General features: G+C 72.8%; 22 protein-coding genes. 6 read left to right on the top strand and 16 right to left on the bottom strand.

The window, feature by feature from the left end:
* Positions 1-29: 29 nt before the first annotated feature.
* The 3 genes from ectA to ABZZ74_RS02470 all read right to left on the bottom strand — a co-directional run bounded on the left by ectA (position 30) and on the right by ABZZ74_RS02470 (position 2238).
* Positions 30-557, bottom strand: a complete 528-nt coding sequence (gene ectA / locus ABZZ74_RS02480) for a diaminobutyrate acetyltransferase (protein WP_356761225.1) — start codon at positions 555-557, stop codon at positions 30-32.
* A gap of 329 nt (positions 558-886) precedes the next feature.
* Positions 887-964: a DUF664 domain-containing protein gene (locus ABZZ74_RS02475; protein WP_356761697.1), complete on the bottom strand. Its 78-nt coding sequence runs from the start codon at positions 962-964 to the stop codon at positions 887-889.
* Between the two features lie 173 nt (positions 965-1137).
* Positions 1138-2238, bottom strand: coding sequence for an aminotransferase class V-fold PLP-dependent enzyme (locus ABZZ74_RS02470; protein WP_356761224.1), 1101 nt, complete (start codon positions 2236-2238; stop codon positions 1138-1140).
* Positions 2239-2343: 105 nt separating this feature from the next.
* On the opposite strand from ABZZ74_RS02470, the gene ABZZ74_RS02465 reads away from it, so the two are divergent.
* The 5 genes from ABZZ74_RS02465 (at position 2344) to ABZZ74_RS02445 (ending at position 7152) form a co-directional block, all read left to right on the top strand.
* Complete coding sequence (locus tag ABZZ74_RS02465) at positions 2344-3207, top strand: transporter substrate-binding domain-containing protein (RefSeq protein ID WP_356761222.1); 864 nt, start codon at positions 2344-2346, stop codon at positions 3205-3207.
* Positions 3204-4037 carry an amino acid ABC transporter permease gene (locus tag ABZZ74_RS02460; RefSeq protein ID WP_356761221.1) on the top strand — a complete coding sequence of 278 codons (834 nt, stop codon included), beginning with the start codon at positions 3204-3206 and terminating at the stop codon, positions 4035-4037. The genes ABZZ74_RS02465 and ABZZ74_RS02460 overlap by 4 nt, the downstream gene beginning before the upstream one ends.
* Positions 4034-4843, top strand: a complete 810-nt coding sequence (locus ABZZ74_RS02455; RefSeq protein ID WP_356761219.1) for an amino acid ABC transporter ATP-binding protein — start codon at positions 4034-4036, stop codon at positions 4841-4843. Before ABZZ74_RS02460 ends, ABZZ74_RS02455 begins: the two co-directional genes overlap by 4 nt.
* A gap of 55 nt (positions 4844-4898) precedes the next feature.
* A complete protein-coding gene (locus ABZZ74_RS02450) occupies positions 4899-5990 on the top strand; it encodes an amidohydrolase family protein (protein ID WP_356761217.1) in 1092 nt (363 codons plus the stop codon).
* Between the two features lie 220 nt (positions 5991-6210).
* Entirely contained in the window at positions 6211-7152 is a 942-nt protein-coding gene (locus tag ABZZ74_RS02445; RefSeq protein ID WP_356761215.1) for an SCO1860 family LAETG-anchored protein, read from the top strand.
* 13 nt (positions 7153-7165) lie between these two features.
* Here ABZZ74_RS02445 and cobC read toward each other — a convergent pair whose 3' ends face one another.
* From cobC to cobM, 6 genes are read right to left on the bottom strand one after another with little or no spacing between them, the layout of a single operon-like run.
* Positions 7166-8224, bottom strand: a complete 1059-nt coding sequence (gene cobC, locus ABZZ74_RS02440; protein WP_356761214.1) for an Rv2231c family pyridoxal phosphate-dependent protein CobC — start codon at positions 8222-8224, stop codon at positions 7166-7168.
* The gene (locus ABZZ74_RS02435) at positions 8214-9137 is read right to left on the bottom strand and encodes a sirohydrochlorin chelatase (protein ID WP_356761212.1); all 924 of its coding nucleotides are present in this window, start codon (positions 9135-9137) and stop codon (positions 8214-8216) included. Before ABZZ74_RS02435 ends, cobC begins: the two co-directional genes overlap by 11 nt.
* Positions 9134-9724, bottom strand: coding sequence for a precorrin-8X methylmutase (locus tag ABZZ74_RS02430; protein ID WP_356761696.1), 591 nt, complete (start codon positions 9722-9724; stop codon positions 9134-9136). Before ABZZ74_RS02430 ends, ABZZ74_RS02435 begins: the two co-directional genes overlap by 4 nt.
* Before the next feature lie 20 nt (positions 9725-9744).
* A complete protein-coding gene (gene cobJ, locus ABZZ74_RS02425) occupies positions 9745-11436 on the bottom strand; it encodes a precorrin-3B C(17)-methyltransferase (protein WP_356761210.1) in 1692 nt (563 codons plus the stop codon).
* Positions 11433-12674 (bottom strand): precorrin-6y C5,15-methyltransferase (decarboxylating) subunit CbiE, encoded by a 1242-nt coding sequence (cbiE, locus tag ABZZ74_RS02420; RefSeq protein WP_356761208.1) that lies wholly within the window; start codon positions 12672-12674, stop codon positions 11433-11435. Before cbiE ends, cobJ begins: the two co-directional genes overlap by 4 nt.
* Complete coding sequence (gene cobM / locus ABZZ74_RS02415; RefSeq protein WP_356761207.1) at positions 12671-13489, bottom strand: precorrin-4 C(11)-methyltransferase; 819 nt, start codon at positions 13487-13489, stop codon at positions 12671-12673. Before cobM ends, cbiE begins: the two co-directional genes overlap by 4 nt.
* 95 nt (positions 13490-13584) lie before the next feature.
* On the opposite strand from cobM, the gene ABZZ74_RS02410 reads away from it, so the two are divergent.
* The gene (locus tag ABZZ74_RS02410) at positions 13585-14313 is read left to right on the top strand and encodes a ZIP family metal transporter (protein ID WP_356761205.1); all 729 of its coding nucleotides are present in this window, start codon (positions 13585-13587) and stop codon (positions 14311-14313) included.
* Positions 14314-14333: 20 nt separating this feature from the next.
* On the opposite strand, the gene cobI is transcribed toward ABZZ74_RS02410, so the two are convergent.
* Genes cobI through ABZZ74_RS02375 form a run of 7 tightly spaced genes read right to left on the bottom strand, consistent with a single transcriptional unit; the run spans position 14334 to position 25106 of the window.
* Positions 14334-15086, bottom strand: a complete 753-nt coding sequence (gene cobI / locus ABZZ74_RS02405) for a precorrin-2 C(20)-methyltransferase (protein WP_356761204.1) — start codon at positions 15084-15086, stop codon at positions 14334-14336.
* Positions 15083-16432 carry a cobyrinate a,c-diamide synthase gene (locus tag ABZZ74_RS02400; protein WP_356761202.1) on the bottom strand — a complete coding sequence of 450 codons (1350 nt, stop codon included), beginning with the start codon at positions 16430-16432 and terminating at the stop codon, positions 15083-15085. Before ABZZ74_RS02400 ends, cobI begins: the two co-directional genes overlap by 4 nt.
* On the bottom strand, positions 16429-17028 hold the full coding sequence (cobO, locus tag ABZZ74_RS02395) for a cob(I)yrinic acid a,c-diamide adenosyltransferase (protein ID WP_240862989.1): 600 nt from the start codon (positions 17026-17028) through the stop codon (positions 16429-16431). The genes ABZZ74_RS02400 and cobO overlap by 4 nt, the downstream gene beginning before the upstream one ends.
* Positions 17028-19013 (bottom strand): putative cobaltochelatase, encoded by a 1986-nt coding sequence (locus tag ABZZ74_RS02390; protein WP_356761201.1) that lies wholly within the window; start codon positions 19011-19013, stop codon positions 17028-17030. The genes cobO and ABZZ74_RS02390 overlap by 1 nt, the downstream gene beginning before the upstream one ends.
* The gene (gene cobN, locus ABZZ74_RS02385; RefSeq protein ID WP_356761199.1) at positions 19010-22663 is read right to left on the bottom strand and encodes a cobaltochelatase subunit CobN; all 3654 of its coding nucleotides are present in this window, start codon (positions 22661-22663) and stop codon (positions 19010-19012) included. Before cobN ends, ABZZ74_RS02390 begins: the two co-directional genes overlap by 4 nt.
* On the bottom strand, positions 22660-24168 hold the full coding sequence (locus tag ABZZ74_RS02380; RefSeq protein WP_356761198.1) for a cobyric acid synthase: 1509 nt from the start codon (positions 24166-24168) through the stop codon (positions 22660-22662). Before ABZZ74_RS02380 ends, cobN begins: the two co-directional genes overlap by 4 nt.
* Positions 24165-25106: a cobalamin biosynthesis protein gene (locus tag ABZZ74_RS02375; RefSeq protein WP_356761196.1), complete on the bottom strand. Its 942-nt coding sequence runs from the start codon at positions 25104-25106 to the stop codon at positions 24165-24167. Before ABZZ74_RS02375 ends, ABZZ74_RS02380 begins: the two co-directional genes overlap by 4 nt.
* Positions 25107-25213: the final 107 nt, after the last annotated feature.

Raw genomic sequence — 25213 nt, 5'->3', positions numbered from 1 at the left:
CGTCCGTGGGCGGCTGGTGAGGGGGGCGGTCAGAGGGAGAGGGGACCGATGCGGTACAGGACCTCGGGGTCGTGCGGCCCGTCCGGGAACGCCTCGGAGGCGAACAGCACCTCGCGCTCGACCCCGGCGCCGTGCCGCTCGGCGAACGAGGTGAACAGCCGCTCCGAGGCGGTGTTGCCGGGGGTGATGGTGGTCTCGACGGCGGTGATCCGGTGGGTGGCCGAACTCCGCGCGACGAGCCCGTCCAGCAACTGGGCGGCGAGTCCGCGGCCCCGGTACGGCCCGTCGACCGCCACCTGCCACACCAGCAGGGTGCGGGGGCGGTCCGGCCGTACGTAGCCGGTGACGAAGCCGACCGGTTCGCCGCGGCCGTCGCGGGCCACGGCGGAGGTGGCGGCGAAGTCGCGGCACCACAGCAGATAGCTGTACGACGAGTTCAGGTCGAGCGTCTTCGAGTCCCGCGCGATTCGCCACAGCGCGGCACCGTCCGCCACCGTCGGACGGTCGATTTTCAGTTCTGCTCGGGGTTCTGCTCGGTCTGCTTGTGCGGCAGTCATGCGAAATGAACTTACCGAGCGGAAATGAAAAATGCATGGCCGGACGGGGTTACGTACGGGCGCTCGGTGTGTTATCGCGCGGGCGCGAGTTCATGGGTGGGCCCGGCGGCGAATCACCTGATTTGCGCGGCACATACGGTGCAAAACAACCAGCATGTGTAACGCGTCACAACCCGGTAACCCTCACGAGATCTGCCCGAATTAACCCCGCTGGCGTTCGCGAAATCTTTGCGTTTAGGGAGATGAAAAGCGGGCAGAAGAATACGGGAAGCTGCCCGGAAAAGTACCAAGAAAAGAATGCCACTAATCACGCAGAATTCAGGCCCCGGTCACCCCGTCGATACACTCCGAAGAATATCCGCGTGCCCGTCGTGCCGCGCGTACTCCTCGACCAGATGAACGAACATCCACCCCAGACTGACGTTGCGTCAGCGTCGGTGGGCCAGGTGCGCAGCAATTCAGCCCCTCCGGCGTTTGAGGAGCGGGGGTCCGGGGGCCGGCCCCCGGGGACGGGGTCGAAGGGGGCGGCGCCTCCTGGAGATGGGACGGGTAGGGGTGGCGGGGGCGAAGAACGCGGACCTCAGCCCCAGTTGGCCTCCACCGCCCGTCGCGCTCCCGCCACGTCCACCCTCAGGCCCTTCTCCTCCAGTGCCGTGCCCAGGGCCGTCAGGGCGGCGCGTACCGCCTCATCCGTCGCGTCCGGGCCGTAGTGGTTGACCCGGATCATCTCCTTGGCCAGGGCGCCGCCGCCCGCGGCCAGCGGGAGGGTGGGGTCCGTGGTCAGGGCCCGGGTCACCAGTTCCGACGCCACCACCCCGGCCGGCACCCGCAGCGTCGTCGCCACCGGGGCCGCCTCGCGCGCCTCGTACACGTACGGCTCCAGGCCGCCGCCCAGCGCGAGCGCCCCCGCCCGTGTCGCGGCGGCAGCCGACGCGTGCCGGGCCATCACCGTCTCCAGCCCGACCGTCTCGATCCGCTCGACACACGCCTCCAGCGCCAGCATCTCCAGCTGCGCCGGAGCGTGCGGCAGCGTGGTGCGGCCGCCGTCGGTCCAGCGCTCCTTCCAGTCCAGGAGGGAGAGGTACGACCGTCGCGGCGCCCCCGGGTTCGCCGCCATCCGCGCCCACGCCCGCTCGCTCACCGACACCGCCGACACTCCGGCCGGCCCGCCCATCGCCTTCTGCGCCCCGATGACGCACAGGTCCACACCCCAGGGGTCGGGGAGGACCGGCTCGGCCCCGATCGATGCCACCGCGTCCAGGTAGAACAGCGCCCCCCGCTCCCGTACGACCTCGCCGATCTCCGCGATCGGATTGGTGTTGCCGGTCGCCGCCTCCGCGTGCACCAGGGACACGAAGTCGATCTCCGGGTGCTCGGCGAAGGCGTCCCGGACCTGGTCGGCGGTCACCGCCGTGTGGAAGGGCACCGCCAGATCGACCACCGTCGCACCGCAGTCCCGCAGCCAGTTCCCGAAGGTCTGCCCGTACGGCCCGGTGATCACGTTCAGCGCGGTCGTCCCGGGGCCCGCCGCACCCCGGATTGCCCCCTCCAGCGGCAGCAGCGCCTCACCCTGCATGATCACGACGTCCTGCCCGGTGTCCAGCAAACGGGCGACCCGATCCTCGATCGCGGCGAAGCGCGTGGCGCTCAGCGGGGCCAGGTCAAGGAACGGGTGTGTCACGGCGGTGCCTTCTCCTCGGTCATGGGGTACAGGTGTCGAGAGTAACCGGCACCCCACTTCCATCCCTGCCGGTCACTCCGCACTCCCGCCCCACCGGAGGTTCCCGTGTACACCGTCCCCGGCCGCAGAAGCCACGCCCGGTCCCGCGCCCTGGCCGCCACCACCGTCACCGCCTCGCTGGTGCTCGTGGCCGCCTGCACCTCCACCGGCAGCGGCGGCAGCGGAAGCAAGACCGCCGCCGGCGGCGTCGAGCTGGTGAAGGCGGGACAGCTCACCACCTGCACCCATCTGCCGTACCCGCCCTTCCAGTCCGAGATCAACGGCACCGTGCAGGGCTTCGACGTGTCGATGATCGACCTCGTCGCCAAGGACCTCGGCGTGAAGCAGAAGATCCTCGACACGCCCTTCGAGAACTTCAAGACCGGCGCCTTCCTCAACTCCGGCGAGTGCGACCTGGCCGCCGCCGGCATGACCATCACCGCCGAGCGCAAGAAGAACGTCGACTTCTCCGACCCGTACTTCGACGCCACCCAGGCCCTCCTCGTCGCCAAGAGCAGCGGCATCACCTCCCTCGCCGACGCCAAGGCCAAGAAGGCCAAGCTCGGCGCGCAGGCGCAGACCACGGGTGAGGACTTCGCCAAGAAGCAGGGCTTCGACCCCGTTTCCTTCGAGTCCTCCGACGCCGTCCTCAACGGGCTGCGCACCGGCCAGGTCAAGGCCGTCATCATCGACTACCCGGTCGTCCAGGGCTGGTTGAAGACCAAGGCCAACGCGGACGCCTTCAAGCTTGCCGACAACATCAACACCGGTGAGCAGTACGGCTTCACGGTCAAGAAGGGCAACACCAAGCTCCTGGCCGCCATCAACAAGGCGATCAAGGACGCGAAGGTCGACGGCACGTACAAGAAGCTGTACGAGAAGTGGATCGGCCCCTACGACCAGTCCGCGGCGTCCCCGTCGGCCTCATGACCGCCACGGACGTACGACTCCCGCCGAAGAAGAAGGGCCTGACGCGGCGTCAGAAGCGCAGTCTGTCGCGCGGTGCGCAGTACGTCGTGTTCGTCGCCGCCGTCATCGTCTTCGCGGTCTCGGCGGACTGGGGCCGGCTGAAGAACCAGTTCGCCCAGGGCAGCATCGCCAAGCAGATGTTCCCCGACGTCATCACGCTGGCGCTGAAGAACACCGTGCTCTACACGCTGTCCGGCTTCGTGGTCGGACTCGCCCTCGGCATGGTCATCGCGCTGATGCGACTGTCGTCCGTCGGCCCCTACCGCTGGGTCGCCGGCATCTACATCGAGATTTTCCGCGGACTCCCCGCCCTGCTGATCTTCATCTTCATCGGCGTCGCGGTCCCGCTCGCCTTCCCGGGCACGGAGATCGTCGGCGGTACGTACGGGAAGGTCGCCCTCGCCCTCGGCCTGGTCGCCGCCGCGTACATGGCCGAGACGATCCGCGCCGGCATCCAGGCGGTGCCCAAGGGGCAGATGGAGGCGGCCCGTTCCCTGGGCTTCTCCCCGGCCCGCGCGATGATCTCCATCATCATCCCGCAGGCGTTCCGCATCATCCTCCCGCCGCTGACCAACGAACTCGTCCTGCTCTTCAAGGACTCCTCGCTGGTCCTCTTCCTCGGCGTCACCCTGGAGGAGCGCGAACTGTCCAAGTACGGCCGGGACCTGGCCAGTACGACCGCCAACTCCACGCCGATCCTGGTCGCCGGCCTGTGCTACCTGCTGGTGACCATCCCGCTCGGCTTCGTCGTGCGCCGGATGGAGGCCAAGGCCCAGGAGGCCGTCAAATGAGCGAGCAGCAGTCCGCGGCGGGCCCGGAGATCGAGGTCCGGGGCCTGCACAAGTCGTTCGGCGACAACGAGGTCCTGCGCGGCATCGACCTGGAGATCCGCCAGGGCGAGGTCGTGTGCGTCATCGGCCCCTCCGGCTCCGGCAAGTCGACTCTGCTGCGGTGCGTGAACCTCCTGGAGGAGCCGACCAAGGGCCAGGTCTTCGTCGGCGGTACCGAACTCACCGATCCCGACGTCGACATCGACGCCATGCGCCGCCGTATCGGCATGGTCTTCCAGCAGTTCAACCTCTTCCCGCACCTCACGGTCACCGAGAACCTCACGCTGCCGCAGCGGCGGGTGCTGCGCCGGGACAAGGCGACGGCGGCGAAGGTGGCCGCCGAGAACCTGGAGCGGGTGGGCCTGTCGGAGAAGGCGGACGCCTACCCCGCCTCCCTCTCCGGCGGCCAGCAGCAGCGCGTCGCCATCGCCCGCTCGCTGTCGATGGGCCCCGAGGTGATGCTCTTCGACGAGCCCACCTCGGCCCTGGACCCGGAGCTGGTGGGGGACGTCCTCGCGGTCATGCGGATGCTCGCGCAGGAGGGCATGACCATGATGGTCGTCACCCATGAGATGACCTTCGCGAGGGAGGTCGCCGACCGCGTTGTCTTCATGGACGGCGGGGTGATCGTCGAGGACGGCACCCCCGACCAGGTCATCGGCGCCCCCACTCACGACCGCACCCGCCACTTCCTCTCCCGGCTGCTCGACCCCGCCATGGCCCAGGTGGAGGAGGAGACCTCGGACCAGGTCGGCGGGGCCGGCTGACGGCCCTCCCGGGCCGTCCGCACCGGGGACCGGCGGTCGTCCTAGGCTGAGCCCCATGAGCGATCAGGCGGTACTGCACGTGAAGGGGCGGGTCCTTGTGGGGCCCGAGGACGTCCGCGACGAACTGTGGGTGGTCGGCGGTCGTGTCTCCTACGACCGTCCGTCCGGCGTCCGCGACGTGCGGACCGTCGACGGCTGGGCCCTGCCCGGCCTCGTCGACGCCCACTGCCACGTCGGCCTCGGCCCGCACGGGCCGGTCGAGCAGGACGTCGCCGAGAAGCAGGCGCTGACCGACCGGGACGCGGGCACCCTGCTGATCCGCGACGCCGGCTCGCCCTCGGACACCCGCTGGGTCGACGACCGCGAGGACCTGCCGGAGATCATCAGGGCCGGCCGGCACATCGCCCGCACCCGCCGCTACATGCGCGGCTACGCCCACGAGATCGAGCCCGAGGACCTCGTCGAGTACGTCGCCCGGGAGGCGCGGCGAGGCGACGGCTGGGTCAAGCTGGTCGGCGACTGGATCGACCGCGACCTCGGCGACCTCGCTCCCAGCTGGCCGCGCGACGCGGTGGAGGCGGCCATCGCCGAGGCCCACCGGCTCGGCGCCCGGGTCACCGCGCACTGCTTCGCAGAGAACTCCCTGAAGGACCTGGTCGAGGCCGGCATCGACTGCATCGAGCACGCCACCGGCCTGACCGACGACCTGATCCCGCTCTTCGCCGAGCGCGGGGTCGCCATCGTCCCGACCCTCGTCAACATCGCGACCTTCCCGCAGCTCGCGGCCGGGGGCGAGGCCAGGTTCCCGCAGTGGGCGGCCCATATGCGGAGCCTGTACGAGCGCCGCTACGACACGGTGCGCGGCGCCCACGACGCCGGTGTCCCGGTCTTCGTCGGCACCGACGCCGGGGGACACCTCGCGCACGGCCTGGTCGCGGGCGAGGTCGCCGAGCTGGTCACCGCCGGCATCCCGGCCGTCGAGGCACTGTCGGCGACGACGTGGGGCGCGCGGCGGTGGCTCGGCCGACCGGGCCTGGAGGAGGGGGCACCGGCCGACCTGGTCGTCTATGACGAGGACCCACGCGCCGACGTACGCGTCCTGGCGGCCCCACGACGGATCGTGCTGAACGGGGCGGTCGTCGGCTAGTTGACGCGACGCGCGCCGTCTCGCGCGCCCCTGCGCCCACCTCCGGGCCCGGACCCAAGGGGGTATGGCGGTGAAAAGGTGGAACGTCAGTGCCGGAGAATTCGAAAACGTTCACGCAGAACCCACGATGGGGTGAACTGGCGCCGGAACGCCGCCAGTTCACTCGTCGTGGGTAATTCTTGGCGGGTCCCGAGCACGTCTCCTCCGAGGGGTCCCCACCTTGAACGGCAAGAACTTCCGCATGCCCGCACGCCGTCTGGCCACCGTCGCGACGGCCACCGCCCTGGCCGCCGGTCCCGCGGCCCTGGCCGGCGCGGGCACCGCGCACGCGACCGGTGACCAGGGCCGGGCGAGCGCCGTCGTGCTGCGCACCGGGCTCGACGTGGCCCTGGCCGACAAGACCGTGAACGTCCCGCTCGCGGTCGCCCTCAACCAGGTCGAGGCGCCGCGCAGTGCCGAACGGACCGCGCTGAGCGCGAAGTTGGACGGGGTGGACGGCGGAAGGCCGTTCAGTGTGCTGGACGCGCGGACGGCGACCGCGAAGGCCACGGTCACCGGCACCGGGGCCGAGGCCTACACCAATCTCGCCGACGCCAAGGTGCATGTCCCGGGCCTGCCCCTGCTGTCCCTCGTGGAGATCGAGCAGGTCACCTCCAGGGCGACCTGCGCGGCGGGCCGGGCGCCGGTCGCCGAGACGACCCTGCCCGGCGCGGTCACCGTGCTCGGCAGGAAGGTCACCGTGACGGCCGGCGGCACGACCGACGTCAAGGTCCCGGGCGTCGGCGAGGTCCGCCTCGACCTGTCGAAGCGGGAGACGGCGTCCCGCACGGCCGCCGCCACCGCCCTCGTCCTCAACGTCTCCGTCAACCCGTTGAAGCTCAACGTCGCCGACGTCAAGGGCACCCTCATCCTCGCCAAGGCCACCTGCGAGACCCCGGCAGCCCCCGCGGCGGCGGATCCGAGCACGGAGCCCGCCGGAGACGTCGAGCCGCAGGGCGCCCCCGCCAAGAAGGCGGTCGAGCCCCAGGGCGCCCCCGCCAAGAAGGCGGACCTGGCCGAGACCGGCGGCAGCTCCCTGACCCCCTACCTCGCGGGCGGCGCGATCGCCCTGGTGCTGGCGGGCGGGGGAGCGGTGGCGGTGGCCCGGCGCAACCGCAGCTGACCCCATCCGCAGTTCAGGCCCTGGCCAGCGTCATCGCCTGGTCCAGGGCCTGCAGGAACGTGTTCACCGTCGCCCGGTCCCGTACCGCCAGCCGCAGCCACTCCTCGCCCAGCCCCGGGAAGGTGTCACCTCGCCGCACCGCGAACCCCAGGTCGCGCAGGTGCCGGCGCACGGCGGCGGCCCGGGGCAGCCGGACGAGGACGAAGGGGCCTTCGGCGGGCTCGACGACCCGTAGCCCGTCCGGGGCGAACTCGCCGAGCCCGGCGACCAGATGGGCCCGGTCGGCGGCGCCGCGGTGTGCCGCGTGGGCCGCCTCCGCCAGCGCCCGCGGCGCCACACAGGCCTCGGCGGCGGCCAGCGCCGGCGTGGACACCGGCCACAGCGGCTGGGCGCGCTCCAGTTCGGCGATGGTCTCCGGGGCGGCGAGGACGTATCCGACGCGCAGCCCGGCCAGACCCCAGGTCTTGGTCAGGCTGCGCAGAACGACGAGTCCGGGTACGTCGGTCCGCCCGGCCAGCGCCTCGCGCTCACCCGGCACCGCGTCCATGAAGGCCTCGTCGACCACCAACGTCCGCCCGGGGCGGGCGAGTCGGGCGATCGTGTCGGCCGGATGCAGCACGGACGTCGGATTGGTCGGGTTGCCGATCACCACCAGGTCCGCGTCCTCGGGAACCGCTCCCGGACCGAGCCGGAAGCCGTCCTCCTCCCGCAGCAGCACCCGGTCCACGGTGTGCCCGGCGTCCCGCAGCGCCGCCTCCGGCTCGGTGAACTGCGGGTGCACCACGACCGGTTGACGGACCTTCAGCGCACGGGCGAGCAGGACGAAGGCCTCCGCTGCCCCCGCCGTCAGCAGCACCCGCTCCACCGGCACCCCGTGCCGCGCCGCCACCGCCGCCCGGGCCGCCCGCCCGTCCGGATAGGCGGCCAGCGACCCCAGCGAGCCCGCGATCAGCTCCCGGAGCCACACCGGGGGCGTGTCCGCGCGGACGTTCACGGCCAGGTCGACGAGTGCGGCGCCGTCGTCACGCACCTCGGCGTCGCCGTGGTGCCGCAGGTCGTGTTCAGTGCGCATGCGCGTGTCCGCCGTGGTGGTGATGCCCGTGGTGGTGATGGTGGCCGTCGTCGTCGGGGTGGAAGTGCGGCTGCTGCGCCAGCCCAACCTTGTCCTCGAAGCCCGGCAGCGCGATGCGGTACACGCACGAGTCGCAGTTCATCCGCAGATCGCCCTTCACCGCCTCCTGGTACCGCTCCATCACCAGGTCGAGCAACTCCGGCTCCGGCCCGATGACCTCGGCGGACCGCACCTCGATCTCCGGGTGCGCGCCCGCCCACTCCTCGGTCTGCCGCCTCACCCGGTCCGGCAGGATGCCGGTGAACAGGAAGTACGGCAGGACGACGATCCGGCGCGCCCCGAGCTTCCGGCACCGCTCGAGCCCGCTCGGCACGTCCGGCGCCGCGAGCGACACGAACGCCGTCTCCACCCCGGCGTACCCGCGCCCCTCCCACAGCAGCCGCGCCGCCTTGTGCACCTCGGCGTTGGCGTCCGGGTCCGTCGAGCCGCGCCCGACCAGCAGCACGGTCACCTCGGCCCGGTCCTCGGGGCCGTCGGCGCCGAGCGCCTCGTCGAGCCGGCGCTCCAGCACCGCCAGCAGCGAGGGGTGCGGGCCCAACGGGCGGCCGTAGGTGTACGAGATCCCCGGGTGCCGTTCCTTCTCGCGGGACAGCGCGGCCGGGATGTCGCCCTTGGCGTGTCCGGCGGACACCAGCATCAGGGGTACGGCCGCGAACCGCCGTACCCCCCGCTCCACCAGTTCGGCCACCGCCTCGCCCAGCGGCGGTGGGGACAGCTCGATGAAGCCGCCCGCGACGGGCAGCTCGGGGTGACGGCGGCCGAGCTCCCGCACGAAGTCGCGGAACGCCTCGGCTCCGGCCTCGTCCCGGGTGCCGTGACCGGCGATGAGCAGGGCGGGCGGCGGGGTGGTCACGATGTCTCCTCGGACGGTGAAGTGGGGTGGTACAGCAGGGCGTTGAGGGCGGCGGAGGCCACCGCGGAACCGCCCTTCTCGGACACGTTGCTCACGGCGGGCAGCCCGCTCTCGCGCAACGCGGCCTTGGACTCGACCGCGCCGACGAAGCCGACGGGCAGGCCGATGACGAGCACCGGGTCCGCGTCCAGGGTCAGCAACTCCTCCAGAGCGGTGGGGGCGTTGCCGATCACCCAGAGGGCGCCCGGGCCCACCTGCTCGTACGCGAGCCGGATCGCGTGCGCCGAACGGGTCAGCCCGGGACCGGCCTTGGCGTCCCGGAGCCGGCAGACGGTCTCGCGCCGGGTGATCCCGGCGGCCACCATCTCGACGTCGACCACGACCGGCGCCCCGGCGTGCAGCGCCGCGTGCGCCCTCACCAACTCGCCCTCGTCCATGACGAGATCGGTCGCGTAGTCGAGGTCGGCGGCCGAGTGGACGACCCGCTCCACCACGGCCCGGGTCAGCGGCGGGAAGTGGGAGGTGTCCAGCCGGGCGCGCATCCGACGGTAGGACTCCACCTCGATGGGGTGAACGACGCGGTCCACTCGCCCCGCGACGGAGTCGCTCATGACGCGGCCTCCTGCCAGCGGTAGCCGCGCGGCGTGACCATGCGCCCCGCGATGTCGCGGGTCGCGGTGTTGCCCACGGTCACGACCGTCATCATGTCGACCGTCGCCGGATCCAGCGCGGCCAGCGTCGTCAGCCGACTGGACTCGTCGGGCCGTGAGGCGTTGCGTACGACACCGACCGGAGTCGTCGGCTCACGGTGTCCGGCGAGGATCGCGAGCGCCTTGGGCAGCTGCCAGTCCCGGCCCCGGGAGCGGGGGTTGTAGAAGGTGACCACGAGATCCGCCTCGGCGGCGGCCCGCACCCGGCGTTCGATGACCTCCCACGGGGTGTGCAGGTCGGAGAGGCTGATCGACACGTGGTCGTGCCCGAGCGGCGCCCCGAGGATCGCCCCGGCCGCCAGCGCCGCCGTCACGCCCGGCACGCCGATCACGTCGATGTCGTCGGAGGCCTCGGCGAGGGCGGGCGAGGCCATGGCGTAGACGCCCGCGTCACCACTGCCGATCAGGGCGACGGCCTGTCCCCTGCGCGCCTCGGCCACCGCGGTCCGCGCCCGCTCCTCCTCGGCCCCGAGCCCCGACTCCAGGATCCGGGTGCCGGGACGCAGCAGGTCGCGGATCTGGTCGACGTACTGGTCGAGCCCAACGAGCACGGAGGCCCGCCGCAGCTCCGCCCTGGCGCGCGGGGTGAGCAGGTCGCGGGCGCCGGGACCGAGCCCGACCACCGCGAGCCGGCCGCGCGCGGGACGTCGTACGACGGCGCAGGTCGCCATGGAGGCGTGTCCATCCCCACGTGCCGACTTCCGCTTGGGCACCAGGAGTTCACCGCCTTCCGCGAGCGCGGCGGCCTCGGCGACGGACGGGGTGCCGACGGCAACGAGGGGCGCGTCGGAGGGGTTGGGAACCTCGACCGCCGCCAGCTCCGCGGCGCTGTGGGTCACCAGGGGTACCCCCAGCCGTCGCGCCGCCTCCACGATGCCCGGTTCGTCGGACTTGGCGTCGACGGTGGCGAGTTCGGCGAGGGACCGCACGGACAGTCCCGCGTCCCGCAACGCGTCCTCGATCAGTCCCAGCACCTCCTCGGCGGGCGCGCCCTTCGAGGCGCCGACGCCGACGACGAGGGACGGTGGGCGCAACAGCACCTCGCGCTCGGAGGGTTGGGCCGCGCGGTCGGTGACCCGGATGACGTGGGACCCCTCGGCGGCCACCGGCAGGGGCGGCAGCGGCCAGCTCACCTCGGTGTCCAGGACGACCGGTTCGCCGTCGAGGAGCGCCCGGGAGACAGCCGCGACGGCGCCCTCCACCGGCAGCCCCAGGGTGTCCAGGCCCGCCACGCCGGTGGCGTCGGTCGCCGTCGTCACCACGGGCTGGGCGTCCAGCAACTCGCCCACTGCGACGGCGAGTTCGTTGGCCCCGCCGCCGTGCCCGCCGACCAGCGACACGGCGAACCGCCCTCCCTCGTCGACGCACACCACACCCGGGTCGGTCGTCTTGTCACCCAGCAGCGGCGCCAGGAGCCGTACCACCGCCCCCGTGGCGAGGAAGCACACGAGCTGCTCGCACTCCGCGAACGCGGCCCGCACGGCGTCCCCGACGGGACCCTCGTACACGCGCGTACGGTCCGGCCACGCGGCGGCCAGCCGGTCCCGCGCAGCCGTCCCCGCCGCGGTGGCGGAAATGAGGCCGATCACTGAGCGACTCCTTCACGACAGACGGGAGTTCTGACTCCCCACAGCAGGAAAACGGGATTGGTCGCCGCCAGCCGGGTCACGTCACCGGGCAGCGGTGTGAGCCGGGAGGACTGCAGCAGCACGCCGTCGCAGTCGAACCCGGCGCCGGTGAGGGCCTCGCGGGCGGCCGGTACGCGGTCCAGGGCCGCCATGGCGACCACGACCGTCCGCCGGGCGCGGCGCGCGCAGGCGGTGACGATGGCGGGCAGCTCGCGCCCACCGCCGCCGACGAACACGGCGTCGGGGTCGTCGAGTCCGTCCAGCGCGGCGGGCGCCGAGCCGTGCACGACCCGTACGTCCACGCCGTGCGCGGCGGCGTTGGCGCGGATCCGTCCGACGCCGTCCGGGGACTTCTCGATCGCGGTGACGGCGGCGCCGAACCGGGCGCACTCGACGGCCACGGAGCCGGAGCCCGCGCCGACGTCCCAGACCAGCTCGCCGAGCCGGGGCCCCAACCGGGCCAGGGCGAGGGCCCGCACCTCGAACTTGGTGATCATCGAGTCCCGGTGCGCGAACTCGTCCTCGTCCAGCGCCCAGCGCGCGGGACCGACGTCGGCCCCCGCGACCGTCCGCACACCGCCGAGCACCCGAGCCTCGTCGAGACACAGCACGACACTGACGTCCGCCCCCCAGTCCCGGCCGGCGGCCGCGGCGGGCGTGACCCGCTCGACCCGCTCACCGGCGGCACCGAGCGCGGAGGCGACGACCAGGACCCGGGCGTCCGACCTCAGAGCGGCTCCGAGTTCGGCGGGCCCACTGCCCGGGCCCGTCAGCACCGCCACCTTCGGATGGGCCCGGCACGCGTTGACCGCGGTGCGCAGGTCCCGGCCGTGGGCGCTGACCACCACCGCGTCGTCCCAGGGCAGCCCGGCACGGGCGAAGGCGGCGGCGACGGAGGACACCCCCGGCCGTACGTCCAGCCGGTCCGCTCCGAACCGTTCCGCCAGCACCCGCACGATCCCGAAGAACCCGGGATCCCCGGAGGCCAACACGACGACGTGGCCCTCCTTCTCCAGGTGCCGCTCGATGACGTCCAGGGCCGGCGCCAGCGGGCCCAGGACGACCTGCTCGGCGTCGTGCGGCACCGGGGCCGCTTCGAGATGCCGCCTGCCGCCCACGACCAGCCGGGCACCGTCCAGCACGTCGGCGGGAAGCGGCGCCCCCGTCCCCGTACCGACGACCGTGATCGGGCCGCTCACGTACTCGCCCCTCGCTCGCGCAGCGCCCTGCGGGCCTCCGGGTCGGCCTTGCGGTAGCCGTGGAAGTGGCCGGGGTGGTACAGGTGCGAGCGCGTGCCCTCGGCGTCCAGGGCCGGGCCGACCAGGAAGAGGGTGTGCTTCCAGAGCTTGTGCTCCTTGACCGTCTCCTCCAGCGTGCCGATCGTGCACCGCACCAGCAGCTCCTCCGGCCATGTCGCCTGGTAGGCGACCACGACCGGCGTGGAGGTCGGATAGCCGCCCTCCAGCAGCTCCCGCACCAGCTGACCGCTGCGGGCCGCCGACAGGAAGACCGCCATGGTCGTGCCGTGCCGCGCGAACTCCCGCACCTCCTCACCGGGCGGCATCGGCGTCTTGCCGCCGCCGAGCCGGGTGAGGATCACGGACTGCGCGACCTCGGGGATGGTCAGCTCGCGCCGGGCGAGCGCGGCGACGGCGGAGAACGCGGAGACGCCCGGGACGACCTCGGTCGCGATGCCGATGCCCGCGCACCGGTCGAGCTGCTCCTGCGTGCCGCCCCACAGGGCCGGGTCGCCGGAGTGGATCCGGGCGACGCGCAGCCCCTCGGCGTGCGCGCGCTCGTAGACGGCCACCACGTCCTCCAGGGACATGGTCGCCGAGTCGAGGATCTCCGCATCCTCGCGCGCGTGGTCGAGGACCTCCGCCTGGACCAGGCTCGCCGCCCAGATCACGACGTCGGCCTCGGCGATGGCGCGGGCGGCACGGAACGTCAGCAGATCGGCGGCGCCGGGGCCGGCACCGACGAAGGTCACCTTGCCGGTGGGGGCATCGGCCATGGAAATCGGGTCCTCTCTGTACAAAAGTGTCACGGGTGCCGTCGCCTCGGCCGTCCGATGTGCGCGAACGGCCGTTGATCGGATAACAAGTCCCCATGGCGGTCTTCGTCGCGCTCGGCGCGTTCCTGATGACGCTGGCCGGCGGCTGGACGGCACAGCGGGTGACCGACCGTCGCCACCTGGTCCTCGGCCTGGCCGGCGGACTGATGCTGGGGGTGGTCGGCCTCGATCTGCTGCCGGAGGCGCTGGAGGCGGCCGGCGACGAGATCTTCGGCGTGCCCGCGGCCCTGCTGCTCTTCGTGGGCGGCTTCCTCCTCGCCCACCTCGTGGAGCGCACCCTCGCCGCCCGCCAGGCCTCGCACGGCGGTGAGGAGCACTCCCACCGGGCTCCCGAGGTGGGGCTGACGGCGGCCGCGGCGATGGTCGGTCACAGCGCGATGGACGGCGTGGCGATCGGCGCGGCCTTCCAGGTCGGCGGCGGCATGGGCGCGGCGGTCGCCCTGGCCGTGGTCGCCCACGACTTCGCGGACGGCTTCAACACGTACACGATCACCAGCCTGTACGGGAACGCCCGCCGCAAGGCCATGACCATGCTGTTCGCGGACGCGGCGGCCCCGGTGGTCGGCGCCGCCTCGACGACGTTCGTCACCATCCCCGAAGGCCTGCTCGGCGGCTATCTCGGTCTCTTCGGCGGCGTACTGCTCTATCTCGCGGCCGCCGAGATCCTCCCCGAGGCCCACCACGAACACCCCGCGCGCTCGACCCTGCTGTGCACGGTCGCGGGCGTGCTGTTCATCTGGCTGGTGGTGGGCCTGGCCGCCTGAGCCGGGCGCTGCGGGGGCTGTCACAACTTGCCGCCCCGCCCGCCGCCGCGCCGCGCGGGCGCGATGAGCGTGGAGAGGTACGGCAGCGGGGCCCCGTCGAGCTCGGCGGCCGGCCGGATGGACTCGCTCTCCAGCCCGAGCGCCGACCCCCACACCGCGTCACCGAGCCGCCCGGTCTCCCGCAGGGCCTCGGCGACCTCGGCCGCCTGCCGCCCGAACTTGTAGGCCACGACCGTCCCGGGCCCGTTCAGCGCGTCCTTGAGCACGGCGGACCCGGCGGTGACGGGGACGAGGGTGAGCGGCTCGGTGCCCTCGGTCAGCACGGCTCCGGAGCGCGCCGCGAGGTCTTGCATGGCGGTGATGCCGGGCACGGTCTCGACGACGGTCCCCGGGACCAGCTCGGCGATGGTCTGCGCGAGATAGGTGAACGTCGAGTACACGTTCGGGTCGCCGATGGTGGCGAAGGCGACGACGGAATGCGCGGTGAGCAGCGCGGCGACCCGCGTCCCGGCCGCGTCCCAGGCGTCCTCGCGCCGCTGCCGGTCACTGCGCTCGTTCAGCGCGAACACGACCCGGACGACCTTCTCCGCGGGCACGTAGTGCAGCACGGTCGCCTCGGCACGGCCCGGCTCGCCGCCGTCCCTCCCGTCGGGCGCCGCCATCACGGGCACGACGACGACATCGGCGGCGCGCAGCGCGTTGACGCCCTTGACGGTGACGAGTTCCGGATCTCCGGGTCCCACTCCGACCCCGATCAGCCTGCTGTTGCTCATGACGTCCGGCACCTCTCCACGAACCGACGGGCGACACCGGGCTCGGACGCCCAGTGCGTGTGCAGATAACTCGCGTGCACACCTTGCTGTACGAAGCCTTCGACCCGCCGGTCGGCGCCGCGCACGCCCCACGTGGGAGCCGCCCCCGCCCCCGGCTCGACGACGGTCCGATGGAACTCGTGCCCCCGCATCCGCGTCCCGGCGGGCGCGAGCACGCTGTCGCCGACCGCGACGGCGTCCCGGTACCCGAGCGTCAGCCGCTCGGACATACGGGCGTCGGCGCCGATCACCCCGCACATCGGCCGCCCGTCCAGCTCACGGCACAGATACAGCAGTCCGGCGCACTCGGCGGCGACGGGAGCACCGCTCTCGGCCAGCGCCGCGACGGCCTTGCGCAGGGGCTCGTTGGCGGACAGCTCGGCGGCGTACACCTCGGGAAACCCGCCGCCGATCACCAACCCGGCGGTCCCGTCGGGCAGTTGCTCGTCGCGGAGCGGATCGAAGACCACGACCTCGGCTCCGGCGGCGGCGAGCAGCTCGGCGTGCTCGGCGTAGGAGAAGGTGAAGGCGGCACCGCCGGCGACGGCGACCACCGCCCGCTTCTCCGTCGCCGTGAAGGGCGGTTCCCACGCCTCCTCCGTCAACGCCCCCGCACTGAACGCCAGTTCCAGCAACGCCTCCAGATCGCACCCGCGCTCGACCTGTGCCGCCATCGCCGCCACGGCGTCCACGGCGGCGGCCTGCCGCTCGGCAACAGGCACCAAACCCAGATGCCGGGACGGCGTGTCCACCTGCGGAGCCCGCCGCAACACCCCCAGCACCGGCACCCCGGCGGACTCCAACGCCTCCCGCAGCAGCTCTTCGTGCCGGTCGGACGCCACCTTGTTCAGGATCACGCCGCCGACCCGCACCTGCGGATCCCAGGAGGCGAACCCGTGCACCAGGGCCGCCACCGACCGGGACTGCGAGGACGCGTCCACGACCAGCACCACGGGCGCCCGCAGCAGCTTGGCGACCTGGGCCGTGGACGCCAGCTCGCCCTCCCCGGCAGCCCCGTCGTACATCCCCATCACACCCTCGACGACGGCGAGTTCGCACCCGCGCGCGCCGTGCGCGAACAGCGGACCGATCAACTCCGGCCCGCACAGGTACGCGTCGAGATTCCGCCCCACCCGCCCCGTGGCGAGCGCGTGGTACCCGGGGTCGATGTAGTCCGGTCCGACCTTGTGCGGGGACACGGCGAGCCCCCGCGCGGCGAACGCGGCCATCAGCCCCGTGGCGACGGTGGTCTTGCCGCTGCCGGAGGACGGCGCGGCGACGACCAGCCGTGGGACGGACGAGGTCACCACTCGATGCCCCTCTGCCCCTTCTGCCCGACGTCCATCGGATGCTTCACCTTGGACATGTCGGTCACCAGGTCCGCGAACTCGACGAGCTTCTCGGGCGCGTTGCGTCCGGTGATCACGACATGCTGGGTCCCCGGCCGGTTCCGCAGCACCTCCACGACCTCGTCCGTGTCCACCCAGCCCCAGTGCATCGGGTAGGCGAACTCGTCGAGCACGTACAGCTTGTAGGTCTCGGCGGCCAGGTCCCGCTTGACCTGCTCCCAGCCCTCCCGGGCCTTCTCCTCGTTGTCCAGCTGCTCGTCGCGCTGCACCCACGACCAGCCCTCGCCCATCTTGTGCCAGTCGACGCTGCCGCCCTCGCCGGAGGCGCCCAGCACGCGCAGCGCGTTCTCCTCGCCGACCTTCCACTTGGCGGACTTGACGAACTGGAACACCCCGATCGGCCACCCCTGGTTCCAGGCCCGCAGCGCGAGCCCGAACGCGGCGGTGGACTTGCCCTTCCCGATCCCGGTGTGCACGACCACCAGGGGACGGTTGCGGCGCTGACGGGTCGTGAGTCCGTCGTCCGGTACGACGCTCGGCTGCCCCTGCGGCATTACGCGGCCCTCCTCTGTACGTCCTTCACCAGCCCGGCGATGGAGTCCGCCCGCAACTCGTCGAGCGTCACCGCCGTACCGCCCAGCTCACCGGCGAGCTGCCCCGCCAGCCCCAGCCGCACGGGCCCCGACTCGCAGTCGACGACCACCGAGGCGACCGACTCGGCCGCGAACAGCCGGGCCGCACGTCCGGCGAGGGCCACGGGCTCGGGACCGCCGGTGGCCCGTCCGTCCGTCACCACGACCACGAGCGGCCGCCGCGCGGGATCCCGCAGCCGCTCCACCCGCAGCACGTCATGCGCCTTGAGCAGCCCCGCGGCGAGCGGCGTCCGCCCACCCGTCGGCAGCGACTCCAGCCGGGCCGCGGCCGCGTCGACGGACGACGTCGGCGGCAACGCCACCTCGGCCGCCGCGCCTCGGAAGGTCACCAGCCCCACCTTGTCCCGCCGTTGATAGGCGTCCAGCAGCAGCGACAGGACGGCGCCCTTCACGGCGCTCATCCGCTGCCGCGCCGCCATCGACCCGGAGGCGTCGACCACGAACAGCACGAGGTTGCCCTCGCGCCCCTCCCGCGTCGCCTGCCGCAGATCGTCCCGCCGCACGACCAGCCCCGGCCCGGACCGTCCCCGCGCCCGCTGATGCGGCGCCGCGGCCTGCACGGTCGCCGCCAGGTGCAGCTTGGTGAGCGCCCCCCGGGGCCGCCTGGCCCCGGTCGTCCGCCCGTACTCGGTCCGCGCCCGCGAACGCCGGCCCGCCGCGCCCTCACCGATCCCGGGCACGCTCAGCACCTTGGTCCGGAAGGGCTCGGCGGCCCGTACGGCGGACTGCTCGCCGGCGCCGGAGGCCTGCGGTTCGCCGTCCTCCCCGGCCTCGGGCCGCGCGCCCGTCTCTCCGCCGCCCTGCGGTCCCTCGTCCGGCGTCGGCTGCCCGCCGCCCCCGCCGGGACCGTCGCCGTCGGGTTCCGGGTCGTCGTCCTCGGCGTACTGCTCCAGCGTCTCGTCGAGCTTGTCCTCGTCGAGGCCGGGCGCGTCGAAGGGGTTGCGGCGGCGCCGGTGCGGCAGCGCCAGCAGGGCAGCCTGCCGTACGTCCTCGGCGAGCACCTCGGTGCGTCCGGCCCAGGCGGCCAGCGCGGTCGCGGTGCGGGCCATCACGATGTCGGCCCGCATGCCGTCCACCTCGAAGGCGGCACAGGTCGCCGCGATCTGCCGCAGCGCCCCGTCGCCCAGCCGCACCGACGGCAACAACTCCCGGGCGGCGACGATCCGTTGCCGTACCGCCGTCTCCTCGTCCGCCCAACGGGCCGCGAAACCGGCCGGATCGTCGTCGTAGGCCAGCCTGCGCCGTACGACCTCCACCCGCTGGTCGGGCTCGCGCGAGGCGGCCACCTCCACCGTCAGGCCGAACCGGTCGAGCAACTGCGGCCGCAGCTCGCCCTCTTCGGGGTTCATGGTGCCGACGAGCAGGAAACGCGCCGCGTGGCGCACCGACACGCCCTCGCGCTCGACGTAGGAGGCGCCCATCGCGGCCGCGTCCAGCAGCAGGTCGACAAGGTGGTCGTGGAGGAGATTGACCTCGTCGACGTACAGGATCCCGCGGTGGGCGTCGGCGAGCAGACCCGGCTCGAAGGCCTTCACGCCCTCCGCCAGCGCCCGCTCGATGTCCAGGGCGCCCACGAGCCGGTCCTCCGAGGCACCCACAGGCAGCTCGACCATCCGCGCCGGACGCGTCTCGAACGCCCCCGGCTCGTGCGGGCCGTCCGGACAGCCCGGGTCGGGGGAGTCGGGGTCGCAGGAGAAACGGCAGCCGGAGACCACGTTCAGCTCCGGCATGAGCGCCGAAAGGGCCCTGACCGCCGTGGACTTGGCAGTGCCCTTCTCGCCGCGCACCAGCACTCCGCCGACCGCCGGGGAGACGGCGTTCAGCAGCAGTGCGAGGCGCAGGTCGTCCTGGCCGACGACCGCCGTAAAGGGGAAGGGGGTGGTCACTGGTCGCCCTCCAGGTCGCCTTCGAGTTCCAGGTACGTGGCGCGCAGCCGCTCCAGCGTCTCCGCGTCCGGCTCGGCCCACAGGCCGCGTTCGGCGGCTTCGAGGAGCCGCTCGGTAATGCCGCGCAGCGCCCACGGGTTGGACTTCTTCATGAACTCCCGGTTCTCCGGGGCGAAGACGTACTCGGCGCTGAGCTTCTCGTACATCCAGTCGTCGACGACGCCGGCCGTGGCGTCGTAGCCGAAGAGGTAGTCCACGGTCGCCGCCATCTCGAAGGCGCCCTTGTAGCCGTGGCGCCGCATGGCAGCCATCCAGCGGGGGTTGACCACACGGGCGCGGAAGACGCGGTGGGTCTCCTCGCCGAGCGTGCGGGTCCTCACCTGGTCCGGGGTGGCGGAGTCGCCGACGTACGCCTCCGGGGAGGCGCCGGTGAGGTGGCGGACCATGGCGACCATGCCGCCGTGGTACTGGAAGTAGTCGTCGGCGTCGACCAGGTCGTGCTCGCGGGTGTCGACGTTCTTGGCGGCGACGGCGATCCGCTTGAACGCCGTCTCCATGTCCCCGCGCGCGGCCCGCCCGTCGAGTCCGCGGCCGTAGGCGTAACCGCCCCACACCGCGTACACCTCGGCGAGGTCGGCGTCCGAGCGCCAGTTGCGGGCGTCGATCAGCGGCAGCAGCCCGGCACCGTACGCGCCCGGCTTGGAGCCGAAGATGCGGGCGGTGGCCCGGCGCCGGTCACCGTGCTCGGCGGTGTCGGCGTCGGCGTGGGCCCGCACGAAGTTGCGGTCGGCGGGCTCGTCCAGCTCGGCCACCTTGCGGACCGCGTCGTCGATCAGCCCGACCACATGCGGGAACGCGTCCCGGAAAAAGCCGGAGATGCGGACCGTGACGTCGATGCGGGGCCGGCCCAGCTCCGCCAAGGGGATCACCTCGAACCCCGTCACCCGGCGCGAGGCGTCGTCCCACACCGGCCGGCAGCCCAGCAGCGCAAGGATCTCCGCGATGTCGTCGCCCTGGGTCCGCATGGCCGAGGTGCCCCACACCGTCAGGCCCACCGACTTGGGGTACTCGCCGGTGTCCTGCAGATAGCGCTGCACGAGGGAGTCGGCGAGCGACTGGCCGACCTCCCAACTCAGCCTGGACGGGATCGCCTTGGGGTCGACCGAGTAGAAGTTGCGGCCGGTCGGCAGGACGTTGACCAGACCGCGGGTGGGGGAGCCGGACGGGCCGGCGGGGACGTAACCGCCGTCCAGCGCCTTGAGGATGTGCCCGATCTCGTCGGTGGTCCTCGCGAGCCGCGGCACCACCTCGGCGCAGGCGAACTCCAACACCGCCACCGCGTCCGGGAGTTCGGTGCCGAGGACGTCACGGACGAGTGCGGGGACGGCGCCCGCGTCCCAGCCCCGCGCCTCCATGCCCTCCGCGACCCGCCGGCACAGCTGCTCCAGCAGGTCCACGGCGTCCGCGGCCGTGCGGGAGGGTCCCTCGACCAGATCCGTCAGCTCCACCGGCACCTTCACCGGCGCCCCGGGCTCGGCCAGCAACTCCTTCTCCACCAGCCCGAAATGAGCCGCCAGCGCGGCCCGCAGCCCCGGCAGCGCGTCGGCCCGACCTCCCCACACCTGGGAGGCGCGCAGCACGGCGAGCACGAGGTTCACGCGCGGCTCACCGACCGGACCGCCGCCCAGGATGTGCAGACCGTCCCTGATCTGCACGTCCTTGATCTCGCACAGATAGCCGTCGATGTGCATGACGAACTCGTCGAACGCCTCGTCGTCCGGCTGCTCGTCGACGTGCAGGTCGTGGTGCAGCTCGGCCGCTTTCACCAGCGTCCAGATCTGCGCGCGCACCGCCGGTGCCTTCGTCGGGTCCAGGTCGGAGACGAGGGCGTACTCGTCGAGCAACTGCTCCAGCTTCGCCAGGTCGCCGTAGGTGTCGGCGCGGGCCATCGGCGGTACCAGGTGGTCGACGACCGTGGCGTGGCCGCGCCGCTTGGCCTGGGTGCCCTCGCCGGGGTCGTTGACGATGAACGGGTAGATCAGCGGGAGTTCACCGAGTACGGCGTCCGGGGCGCAACCGCCGCTGAGCCCGAGCCCCTTGCCCGGCAGCCACTCCATCGTTCCGTGCTTGCCCATGTGCACGATCGCGTCGGCGCCAAAGCTGTTTTCCAGCCACCGGTAGGCCGCCATGTAGTGGTGCGACGGCGGCATGTCGGGATCGTGGTAGATCGCGATCGGGTTCTCCCCGAAGCCGCGCGGGGGCTGGATCATCACGACGACGTTCCCGAACCGCAGGGACGCGAGCACGATGTCGTCCCCGTCGACGTACAGCGAGCCCGGCGGCTCGCCCCACGCATCGAGCATCCCGTCGCGCAGCTCCGGATCGAGCTTGTCGAACCAGGCCCGGTAGTCGGCGAGCGGCACCCGCGCGGGCGCCGCGGCCAGCTGCTCCTCGGTCAGCCACTCCACGTCGTGACCGCCGGCCTCGATGAGCCGGTGGATCAACTCGTCGCCGTTGTCGGGGTACTCGGTGAGCGCGTACCCGGCGTCGCGCAGCGCGTCCAGCACCCGCACGGCCGACGCGGGCGTGTCGAGCCCCACCGCGTTGCCGACGCGCGAGTGCTTCGTCGGGTAGGCGGTGAACACGAGCGCCAGCTTCTTCTCGGCGTTCGGCTTGTGCTTCAACTGCGCGTGGCGCGCGGCGATCCCGGCCACCCGCGCGGCCCGCTCGGGGTCGGCGACGTACACCGGGACGTCGTCGGGGCCCTGCTCCTTGAAGGAGAACGGCACGGTGATCAGACGGCCGTCGAACTCCGGGATCGCGACCTGCATGGCCGCGTCCATGGGGGAGAGGGCGGCGTCCGAGGCGTCCCAGGTCTCCCGCGAGGAGGTGAGACAGAGCGCCTGCAGCACGGGCACGTTGAGGTCCGCGAGGGCCCCGATGTCCCACGCCTCCTCGTCGCCGCCTGCCGAGGCCTGCGAGGCGTGCGTGCCGCCGGCGGCCAGCACGGTGGCGACCAGCGAGTCGGCTCCGGCGAGGATCTCGTACAGCCCCGCGTCCGCGCCGCGCAGCGAACCGCAGTAGACAGGAAGGGCGTTGGCGCCCCGCGCCTCGATCGCCTGGCACAGGGTGTCCACGAAGGCGGTGTTGCCGCTCAGTTCATGGGCCCGGTAGAAGAGCACGCCCACGGTCGGACGGCCGTCGAGCCGGTCGTACGAGCCGTGGACGCCGTACTCCGGCATCTTCCGCGGCTCGACGAACCCCTCACCGGTCAGCAGCACGGTGTCCGAGAGGAACCGGGCGAGTTCGGTGAGGTTGTCGGGGCCGCCCTCGACGAGGTACTTCAGCGCCTCGGCCACCACACCCGCCGGCACGGACGACTCCGCCATCAACTCCGCGTCCGGGACGGCCTCCCCGCCGAGCAGCACGGTCGGAACGCCGGACGCCCTCAGCGCGGCCAGCCCGTCCTCCCACGCCCGTTTCCCGCCGAGCAGCCGTACGACGGCGATGTCGGCGCCGTCGAGAAGAGCGGGCAGCTCCTCTCCGACGTCGACGCGCGTCGGGTTGCCGATCCGGTAGTCGGCACCGGAGGCGGCCCGGGCCGCCAGCAGGTCCGTGTCGGCGGTCGACAACAACAACACTGTGCTCATGCGGGCGCTCCCGGTGGAATGAAAGGCAGTCCTTGCGGCGCGCCCGACTCGATGAGCCGCCACAGCGCGTCCGTGTCCGCGTGCTGTTCGATCAGGTCGCCGAGCCGGTCGAGCTGCTCCTCGCGCAGCGCGGCGAACGACGTGTCCTCGGCCGGCACGAAACGGCGGCCCGCGGCGGCCGCCACCTCGCGCAGAAAGGCCCGCCGGAAGCCGTCCGACTCCAGCGAACCGTGCCAGTGGGTGCCCCAGGTCTGGCCGACCCGGCAGCCGTCCAGGAAGGCATTCCCACCGGTCACTTCGGCGACGCCGTGGTGGATCTCGTACCCCTCGACCCGCTCGCCGAGGGCCTCTCCCACGGGCCGGGTGAGCGTCTTCTCCCGGGCGAACCGCACGCGTACGGGCAGCAGACCGAGCCCGTCCACCGTGCCGGCCCGCGACTCGACCTCGTCCTCGATGCGCTCACCGAGGATCTGGAAGCCGCCGCAGATGCCGAGAACGGGCCGCCGCTCGGCGACCCTGCGCCGCAACGCGTCCGCGAGGCCGCGTTCCCGCAGCCACTCCAGGGCCCGGACCGTGCCCCGCGTCCCCGGGATCACGACGAGATCGGCGTCGGCCAGCTCCTCCGGCCGGTCCACGAACCGCACCACGACCCCGGGTTCGGCGGCCAGGGCGTCCACGTCGGTGAAGTTCGACATGAGCGGGATCGCGCAGACGGCGACCCGCAGCACGTCCTCACCCACCGGAGGGGCGACGTTCGACTCCCGTACGGTCCCGCGCAGGGAGACCCGCAGCCCGTCCTCCTCGTCGATGCCCAGTCCGTGCCGGAAGGGCAGAACACCGTAGGTGCGCCGCCCGGTGAGCCCGTGCAGCATGTCGAGGCCCGGTTCGAGCAGCGACACGTCACCCCGGAACTTGTTCACCAGGAACCCGGCGACGAGCCGCTGGTCCTCCTCCGACAGCAGCGCCACCGTCCCGAAGAACGAGGCGAACACGCCCCCGCGGTCGATGTCACCGACCACGAGGACGGGAAGCCCGGCGTTGCGGGCGATCCCCATGTTCACGATGTCGGTCCGGCGCAGATTGATCTCCGCGGGACTGCCCGCCCCCTCACAGATCACCGCGTCATACGTGCCCCGCAACTCGGCGAGACACTCCAGCACGGTCCCGAGGAGCTTCTGCTGCCGCCCACCGTGGTACCCCCGCGCGCTCAGCTCGCCCACGGGCCTGCCCATGAGCACGACCTGGCTGCTCTGTTCGCCCCCCGGCTTCAGCAGCACGGGGTTCATCTGCGCCGTCGGCTCGATCCGGCACGCCTGTGCCTGCATGGCCTGCGCCCGCCCGATCTCGGCGCCCTCGCGGGTCACGAAGGAGTTGAGCGACATGTTCTGCGCCTTGAAGGGAGCCACCTTGACCCCTTGGCGCACCAGCCACCGGCAGATCCCGGCGGTGACGACACTCTTGCCGGCGTCGGAGGTGGTGCCGGCGACGAGGAGACCCCCGCTCATGACGTACGTCCCTTCACCAACAGGCGCGCGGCGGCACTGACGCCGAGCGCGAGCAGACCGACGCGCCGGGAGAGCCGTACGGCCCGCTCGATGTCAGGTACGGCGACGGCGCGGCCCGGTGCGTTGAGCACGGGCCGGTGCTCGACCCGCCCGCCGTAGGAGAGGGTTCCGCCCAGGCGCACGCCGAGCGCTCCCGCGAACGAGGCCTCCACAGGACCGGCGTTGGGGCTCGGATGCTTCCCCGCGTCCGCACGCCAGGCCCGTGCCGCTCCGCGCGGGTCGCCGCCCGCGACCGTCGCCAGTGCCGCGGTCAGCCGGGCCCCCGGCCAGCCGGCCACGTCGTCCAGCCGCGCGGAGGCCCACCCGTAGCGCCGGTACCGCGCCGACCTGTGACCGACCATGGCGTCCAGCGTGTTGACGGCCCGGAACCCGAGCAGCCCCGGCACCCCGCCGACGGCCCCCCACACCAACGCCCCGACCACGGCGTCCGAGGTGTTCTCGGCGACCGACTCCACCACGGCCCGGGCGATCCCGTCCGCGTCCAGCGCCTGCGGATCCCGCCCGCACAGATGCGGCAACCGCTCCCGGGCCCCCTCGACGTCACCCGCCTCCAGGGCCCGCCCGATGACCCGCGCCTCGCGCGCGAGCGAGCTGCCGCCGACAACCGCCCAGGTGGCGGCGGCGGTCAGCGCCACGGAAGCGGTACGGGACGGACGTACGACCTTCTCCGCCACGGCGCCCAGCGCCACGGCACCTCCGACGCACACGGCGGTGTGCAGCGTGCCCCACCCGCGGTGGTCCCGCCACAGCACCCGTTCCACGGCACCCGCGGCCCGTCCGAAAGCGGCGACCGGGTGCCCCCGGCGCGGATCGCCGAGCAGTTGGTCGCCGAGGAGCCCGGCGGCGGCGCCGTACGCGAAGACGCGACCGGCACGCATCGGCTCAGCCGGCCGTGGGGCCGGGCAGCGACCCGGGGCCCTTCGGAAGGATCCCGGTCCAGTACCTCAAACGGCAGGCGAGCATGGCTGTATGTCCTCACTCAGGG

The organism is Streptomyces sp. NPDC006476 (genome assembly GCF_040612015.1).
GTDB lineage: Bacteria > Actinomycetota > Actinomycetes > Streptomycetales > Streptomycetaceae > Streptomyces > Streptomyces griseorubiginosus_B.
This window is presented reverse-complemented; position numbering and strand designations above follow the sequence as displayed.